The following is a 6,128-nucleotide window of genomic DNA, read 5'->3' as shown; positions in this document are numbered from 1 at the left end:
TGAAGTTTGGGTGGCTTTGACCCAAACTTGGTGTTATAACGGAAATTTCAATAGATACAGGAATTTCTCCTTCGTAATATTTGATAAAATCGGCGAAAGTGCGAGATTCCAAATATCTAGTGAAAGCAGCTGTGAGTTCATCGAGCATATCTCCGATGAAACAGTTTCTCCCCTTACAGCCGTCAAGACCACAACCTCTTGACTCGAAAGGTTTGCCCAAAAGTTCAAAAAGAGCGCGCAGTGGAGTTTCTTCCGGGTTGCAGTCCAATTTATATCCGCCGCCGGGCCCTCTGTGCGATTTAATGATTTTACCTTTGTTTATCCGCTGCAATACTTTTGAAAGATGTGGTTCTGGAGTTCTCAGCCCGGTTGCTATCTGCTGTGTGGTAAAACAGCTATCGGGAGATTTCGCCAAAAAACCAAGAGCGTGAAGACCTAGGATTAAAGGCTCCGGTAAGCCTACAATGGGATTCACTATAAACTTCACCTACTTCAAAATATTATAATCGGAATAGTGGATATATTATTCCACTTATAACATAATGTCAACTTGCTTTTTGTAACAAAAAATATATTTTAGTCGCAAAAAAAATGCTATCCGCCTTCTTTAAGGGCGCTTTCTGAATAAAATCTTCGTACATCACATAATCTTCAGAATTTTTCAGAATTTAAAAATAAACTTAATAATAATAAAGAAACGTTCTTAATATTGCCTCTCGTCTATTGCAAGTTGTTTTTTAATAAACTAGAATGAACTACTATATAACTAATTGTTAATAAAAGGAGTTTTTATTGTGTCTGATAAGACAATGAACAGCATTTCATTATTTTTAAAACGAAAAAACATTGAGCTCTCTTTTAAACGCTACTTCGTTGATGCCTTGGGTGCTATGGGTGTCGGTCTTTTTTCATCCTTAATAACAGGGCTTATTTTAAAAACTATTGGCTCAAAAGCTAATATCCCAATACTGATGGAATTTGGAGCATTTGCAGGCTCTATGGTCGGACCTGCAATCGCAGTTGCCATAGCGCAGGCTCTACAGGCTCCGCCCATTGTTCTCTTTTCTTGTGCCGCTGTAGGTTTTGCCGGCAACCTCTGGGGAGGGCCGGTGGGCGCTTTTCTGAGCGCCATTGTTGCGGCTGAATTGGGAAAAATTGTTTCAAAAGAGACGAAGATAGACATAATTGTCACTCCGGCTACGACTATTATCGGCGGAATGGGTGTGGCGAAGCTCGCCGGACCTTCTGTCAGCGCCATGATGAATGGGCTTGGCCTGCTTATCATGAATGCAACAGAGCTACAACCAGGCCCAATGGGTGCAATTATTTCGACAATCATGGGGATGATACTTACCCTTCCGATCTCAAGCGCCGCTATAGCTGTTGCGTTAAATTTATCGGGATTGGCTGCCGGAGCAGCAACAGTCGGCTGTTCAACTCAAATGGTGGGTTTTGCCGTTATGAGCTACAGGGAAAATGGAGTTGCAGGGCTTCTCTCACAGGGATTGGGGACCTCTATGCTGCAGATGCCAAACATCGTTAGACGTCCCCTGATATGGGTTCCCCCTACACTGGCAAGCTTTATTCTAGGGCCTATTTCAACTCTGGTTTTTAAAATGACAAATATTCCATCAGGTGCCGGCATGGGAACAAGCGGGCTTGTTGGACAGTTTGGAACAATTGATGCAATGGGAAGCAGTCCTCAGATTCTTTTCCAAATAGGACTGATGCATTTTTTCCTGCCTGCAGTGACCACAGTGCTTATTGCGGAAGCCATGAGAAAAATGGGATTGATTAAAGAGGGAGACATGAAGCTGGATTTTAAATAAAACGTCTATGACAGCAATTCATTTACAATATCTAATAAATCTAAAAATATTTTTTTGACAGTTCTTTGCCAAACTCTTTGAATTATGCAAATTACACAAGTTGTTTTCACAATAATACTGTATAATTACATTGAATCCCTTATATAAAGGAGGGGGCTTATGTTTAAAAATACAAAACAAGCTGCATATACTTTGGTAGAAATGCTCACTGCACTTATTGTAGTGGCCATTCTAGTTGCCATTCTTTCATTCGGATATAAAAGAATGATAGACAGATCAGAGATGCTGTCCTGCTTGGCAAACAGAGAATCAATTCTGACAGCCTACAGTTTCTATAAGGCGGGAGTGTCAAATCCCATGTCTCTCGCACTATTTTTACAAAATAAAGATGGGGTCGCCAGTACTTGGCTCGACAAACCTCTAAAATGTCCATCAAATGGGATATACACTGAGGTTGACAATAAAGTCTTCTGCTCGGTACACAGTGAAGAGGATAATCCGGATCCGCCTGGAGGCAATATCGTCCCTGGCACGGACCAACATCCGGGTACAGACCCTGTCGTAGTTGATGGAGATTGGGATGCATCAGTAGCTCCCATGCCTGGCGGAGGCCCGAATCAGTACCATCTCAACGCTCCTAAGGGCACAATCTTCTATAATGAAGATACCGGACTTTACTACGTGGCAGTTGTAGATCTAGAGGACGTATATTTGACTTCGCCAAACTTGATTCCTTCGGAAATGCCGAGTTGGCTCATAAATTCCGCAAGCACGGGAATTGTTGAAATAAACCCGAGCAGGAACACTGACCTCGATGATTTAGACACTACAACTCATATATTCCAAAGAGGCGACGTGACTTATAAGGACGGAGCATATTATGTCTGTATGATTGGAGCCGGAGCCGGAAGAACGCTTCACTGGGAGTTGCCACCCGGAGGAACTTCCGCCTGGCTAAAACTGGGAAATTAAAAACCACTTAGTTTTTAAAACACTTAATTACTCTGACGGCCTCATTTGGGGCCGTCTTTAAAATATTTATAGAAAAATTGTGCATACAACATTGTCATTGCAGGTCAGTGGCTTAAAATTTCTCTTAACAATTCGCTGAGAACCAAATGAAGGGAGTTTTTAATAAATGAATTTTATGGTTTACAAGTTAGTTGGCAGTCTAATAGTGCCGCCCGGCTTGTTTTCTATCGTACTTATTTTAATTGCCATATCTGTTTTCAAAAATAAACGCGATTATAATTCGTGTGGAATTCTGCTGCTTTTCTCTTTAGTACTATACCTTTGCAGCACGCCCCTTGGGGCAGAGAAAATAACAGGTTTTCTTGAAAGCAGAAATCTTTCACGTATTTCTTTTGATGAAGATGCAGCTGCCATTATCGTACTTTCCGGCGGTTCAACTTATGACAATAACGGAGATGCTGTACAACCTGGATCTTTGACACTGGAACGAGTATTTGCCGCAGTTAAATTAGCAAAAGAAAAGAACCTTCCCATAATTTTTTCCGGAGGGAAAGTTTACGGCACGGAAAAACAATCGGAAGCAAGCGGCATGGCAAAAGCCGCAAGAGATATGGGGTATAAAGGAAAGCTTATTTTGGAAGAAAAATCCCGCACAACAGCAGAAAATTTCTCCTATCTAGCTGAACTCGTAAATTCGGCAGAAATTCAAATAGTTCCTGCAGAAAAAGCTGAGGACAATAAAAAACTTTCTTTTATTCTTGTGACGAGTGCTTTTCATATGCCCAGATCGCTTTTAGCCGCGGAAAAATATTTTCCTGAAGCGAAGATGCACCCATATGTTTTAAGCAGATATACAAATCCTAAATTCACCGGCTTCCAACAGCTGCTCCCAGACGGATACTCTCTTATGCTGTCCTGTTACGGAATTAAGGAGTATCTAGGAATTATTCTTTATAAAGTGTTTTAAGAAAAAGCAGCAGTAAAAATATAATGAATTGCCATAATTTCACATCATAAAAAATGAAAGGATGTTCTCAGATGAATAAGTTTTACAGAATTTTTGCGGCAACTTTTATACTCTCGATTATTATGACTGGTACGCTTTTCGCCGCACCAGCAACCGACACAAAAAGCATATCTGCCGTTGGAGTGGCAGGCAAAGAAGTTATGCCAGACACTGCCTTTATTAATATGGCTGTTGAAACAAAAGCCGCCAATGCAAATGCTGCTAAAGCAGAAAACAGCAAAGTAATGGATAAACTTATGAAAGACCTTAAAAAAAGCGGAATTGATCAAAAAGATATAAAAACCACGGGTTACAGTTTGAGTCAGGATTACAAACAGAATGAGAAAAACAAAAGAGTCCCGTCCGGATATGTCCTGGTTCACAGCCTCAACGTCAAGGTTAAAGACATAGACAAGGCAGGGGCTGTTATAGATACAATGCAGAGTGCCGGAGCCAATAAGTTTTATGGAGTTGATTTCACTGTAAGCGATCAGGAAAAAATAGAAAGAGAATTGCTTGCAAAAGCCACGAAAAATGGCAAAGAAAAGGCTGAAATAGTGGCAAAAGCCGCAGGAAGCAATGTAGGGTCTCTTATTAGCGCAAGAGTGGGCTCAGTAGGTGCAGCGATGGAAAGCGGAGCCGGGAATAGAAATATGATGAGAACATTTGCAACTGCAGATTTCGTACCGGAAACTCAAATTACCGCAGGAACAATAACAATCAACGTCTCTGTGGACGTTGCTTTTGAACTAAAATAAACATTAACGAATAACATTTTTTAAATTTGTGAACATTATCATAAAACAGGGAGTCACGCAAAACTGTGAGACTCCCTGTTTTATTTGGTTTAAATTTATACTTACAAACTGTCCTTTATAACAGGCTTTAGTTTATCTCTTATTACTCTAAGTCGGGCACTTACCGCTTGTTGCGTTATATTCAAAAATGAGGCTAACTCTTTTTGTGTAAAGCCTTCCAACAGCGCTTGAGTTAAGTCTAGTTCAGCTTTAGTGAGAGTTCTTTCCAACAAATCGTGCAGTTCACTTTCACTGCGTGTCCTTGAACTTTTACTGTCTGACAGAACTCCTTCTACATCCTCAAGTCCAACTTCGGGAGTTCTCTTCCTCCCCCTCAGCCTTTCTGCCGCCGTTCGAACATACCCCGGCAGACGACTTTTGAGAAAGTAAGGCAACCATTTTAAATCTTTGCATTGTGGGATGAGAAGCAAGAGAGCTAAATAACCCTCTTGCATGAGATCCTCATACTCCGCACCTCTTCCTTGATAGCGGTATGCCGTAACTTTGACGAGAGGAGTATAGTTTATAACAAGACCCTCTAAAGTAACCACGTTGCAATCGGGAATTGTTCTATTATTCAATTTTTATACTTATGCTCCTATTTCTAGGTGTACGAAGCCACGTTCTCTGTAAGCTATTGCTTTTGTAAATCCAGTTTCTAATGCTGTCTCGCAAAACTCTGACTGTTCGGATTCAATTACCCGTACATCAGCTGCTTGACCTATTTTATGCTTACTATTTGTAACTCCTCCGACTTTTTCATTGTGTTTTTGGCATCTAAAACCACTGTTTATTATAATAGGTTTTGAAATTTTTTGTCTTAATATTTCAAGCCTGCTGACCAGTAGTGGGTTCAATAAAACTCTGTGACAGCAAGGGCATTGAAATTCAATTAAATTAAAATGTTCTGCAATTTGAAAATCATTAATTCTTTTTGTCACGCTCTTTCACCTCATACAGGCCTATGTGCAAAAGAATAATTTCCAACAACCTCTTTATTTTCTGCAACACCGATTTTTCCATCGCTAACCTCCTTTGCTTCTAAAACGACTCCAAGATGAATCACTGCGCGGGTCAGCTCTTCCATTCGTCTATCCATTCTTACAAGCAGGTAGGATGCTACTGCGATGGAGAAACCAGTCTGCACGATACTGCTCATTAATTCCTCCATTCTTTTATCCTCCTTTGTAAAGTGATGCCTTTGCAAAAGATGGGCAAGGATGCTTCCTTCTGCAAAAGCATCATGTTATGTAATATATTTATAATTCTAAATTTTAATTTTTATGCTTGAAGAGAGTTATATATGGCTGTAAATTTTGGGCGGCTAAAGAGTAGTTTAATAACTTATATTAAAATCTCTGTTACAACACGATCGATTAGTTCTGCGCCATAAGCTGATTCAAGAGTTACACCGAATGGCTGCTGTGCCAAAATAGCATCCATTGCTTCTTGGACTCGGATCTCTTCTCCCTCTTCTGAAAGAGTGGGGTCTGCATAGTTCATGCTAAATGCAAAGTCTTTGCC

Annotated in this window: 9 protein-coding genes; 4 read left to right on the top strand and 5 right to left on the bottom strand. The window is 40.5% G+C overall.

Annotation, left to right across the window (positions count from 1 at the left end):
* On the bottom strand, positions 1–475 hold a 475-nt coding region (locus GXZ13_04935; GenBank protein ID NLX75166.1), incomplete at its 3' end, for an Rrf2 family transcriptional regulator.
* 334 nt (positions 476–809) lie between these two features.
* Here GXZ13_04935 and GXZ13_04930 point away from each other — a divergent pair.
* The 4 genes from GXZ13_04930 (at position 810) to GXZ13_04915 (ending at position 4,565) form a co-directional block, all read left to right on the top strand.
* Positions 810–1,829 carry a PTS sugar transporter subunit IIC gene (locus GXZ13_04930; GenBank protein NLX75165.1) on the top strand — a complete coding sequence of 340 codons (1,020 nt, stop codon included), beginning with the start codon at positions 810–812 and terminating at the stop codon, positions 1,827–1,829.
* Between the two features lie 159 nt (positions 1,830–1,988).
* Positions 1,989–2,801 (top strand): type II secretion system protein, encoded by an 813-nt coding sequence (locus tag GXZ13_04925; GenBank protein NLX75164.1) that lies wholly within the window; start codon positions 1,989–1,991, stop codon positions 2,799–2,801.
* Between the two features lie 166 nt (positions 2,802–2,967).
* A complete protein-coding gene (locus tag GXZ13_04920) occupies positions 2,968–3,768 on the top strand; it encodes a YdcF family protein (protein ID NLX75163.1) in 801 nt (266 codons plus the stop codon).
* Positions 3,769–3,839: 71 nt separating this feature from the next.
* On the top strand, positions 3,840–4,565 hold the full coding sequence (locus GXZ13_04915) for an SIMPL domain-containing protein (GenBank protein NLX75162.1): 726 nt from the start codon (positions 3,840–3,842) through the stop codon (positions 4,563–4,565).
* A gap of 101 nt (positions 4,566–4,666) precedes the next feature.
* Here the strand turns inward: GXZ13_04915 and GXZ13_04910 are convergent, their stop codons facing one another.
* From GXZ13_04910 to GXZ13_04895, 4 genes are all read right to left on the bottom strand, one after another.
* The gene (locus GXZ13_04910; protein NLX75161.1) at positions 4,667–5,185 is read right to left on the bottom strand and encodes a sigma-70 family RNA polymerase sigma factor; all 519 of its coding nucleotides are present in this window, start codon (positions 5,183–5,185) and stop codon (positions 4,667–4,669) included.
* Positions 5,186–5,194: 9 nt separating this feature from the next.
* Complete coding sequence (locus GXZ13_04905) at positions 5,195–5,545, bottom strand: peptidase M15 (protein ID NLX75160.1); 351 nt, start codon at positions 5,543–5,545, stop codon at positions 5,195–5,197.
* Positions 5,546–5,556: 11 nt separating this feature from the next.
* The gene (locus tag GXZ13_04900; GenBank protein ID NLX75159.1) at positions 5,557–5,775 is read right to left on the bottom strand and encodes a YvrJ family protein; all 219 of its coding nucleotides are present in this window, start codon (positions 5,773–5,775) and stop codon (positions 5,557–5,559) included.
* Positions 5,776–5,948: 173 nt separating this feature from the next.
* Positions 5,949–6,107, bottom strand: a complete 159-nt coding sequence (locus GXZ13_04895) for a hypothetical protein (GenBank protein NLX75158.1) — start codon at positions 6,105–6,107, stop codon at positions 5,949–5,951.
* Between the last annotated feature and the right edge of the window lie 21 nt (positions 6,108–6,128).

The sequence above is a fragment of the Synergistaceae bacterium genome (genome assembly GCA_012728235.1).
In the GTDB taxonomy this organism is placed as follows: domain Bacteria; phylum Synergistota; class Synergistia; order Synergistales; family Synergistaceae; genus JAAYFL01.
This window is presented reverse-complemented; position numbering and strand designations above follow the sequence as displayed.